The sequence below is a fragment of the Petralouisia muris genome, from assembly GCF_004793545.1.
GTDB classification, from domain to species: Bacteria; Bacillota; Clostridia; order Lachnospirales; family Lachnospiraceae; genus Petralouisia; species Petralouisia muris.
Genome location: NZ_SRYA01000216.1, coordinates 1 through 1098 on the forward strand (window position 1 = coordinate 1; position 1098 = coordinate 1098).

At 43.4% G+C, this 1098-nt stretch carries 1 protein-coding gene; it reads left to right on the top strand.

The window, feature by feature from the left end; all coding sequences use genetic code 11:
- Positions 1 to 141: 141 nt before the first annotated feature.
- Positions 142 to 1098, top strand: a 957-nt coding sequence (locus E5329_RS29135; RefSeq protein ID WP_275443891.1) for a transposase, incomplete at its 3' end; no start/stop codon positions are given.

Consider the following 1098-nt stretch of genomic DNA (forward strand, 5'->3'; position numbering starts at 1 on the left):
TATGATGTTGGGGTCAAAAGCCCCGCTATAGTACCTTGAAAAGTTCATATATTTTGTAGTAAATACAAGCCTAAATAGTTTATTTGCTGTATAATAGAGGCGTCAAAGCTACAGTGTAGCTTGGGAAAGAAGGCAATCTCTATGTCATTCAAAGAAAACGCTTACCAGCAAATGTCGTTTACAGACAGCTTTTCCGGATTAACCGCCAGAGAACAAAAAGCGCTGGAAAAATCATGGGCAAAAGTATTTGCCGATGAAATATTTCCTGCCATTGATGAAAAGCGTTTTTCTGTCTTATACAGTGATAAGGCATCCAGACCGAATTCTCCGGTCAATGTGATTGTTGGCGCACTCATTATCAAAGAACTTTTTGATTATTCCGATGATGAAATGGTTGAAAATCTTATGCTGGATTTTCGGATTCAGTACGCATTGCATACAACAAGTTTTGAAGAACAGCCTTTGAGTGACAAGACCTTAAGCCGTTTCCGTAAGCGGTGTTATGATTATGAAACCCTACACAACAAGGATCTCTACCACGATTGTGTGAAGGATTTAAGCGCTTCCATTGCAAAACTGATGGGGATCAGCGGTAAAGTCAGACGCATGGATTCCAGGATGATTGAATCCAACATCCGCAAACTCAGCCGGATGGAACTGATATGCGCCTGCATCGCAAAGCTGGCGGCGTATGTGGATAAAATCAATGCTTCCGCTCTGTCTGACGATTTAAAACACTATATCAATCCTGACGATTTTAACAGAGTGATTTATCATCAGCGCAGTGCCGATGCAGATGAGCGCATGAAGCAGCTCTTAACGGATGCAGATAAACTTGCTGCCTTGTGTGAGTCTGGTTACAATGATTCAACAGAGTATGATCTGTTTGTCAGACGCCTGTCAGAGCAGACCATTGTTGAAAATGAAAACCGCAGGCTCCGCACAAAAGAAGACGGCGGCATGAAATCATCCATGATGCAGAATCCCTCCGATCCCGAAGCGGCTTTTCGGAGCAAAGCAGGAAAAGAGCGCCGGGGATATGCAGCCAATCTTGAAGAATCCGTTGGAGCCAATGGTTCGGTTGTAACAGAATGCCAG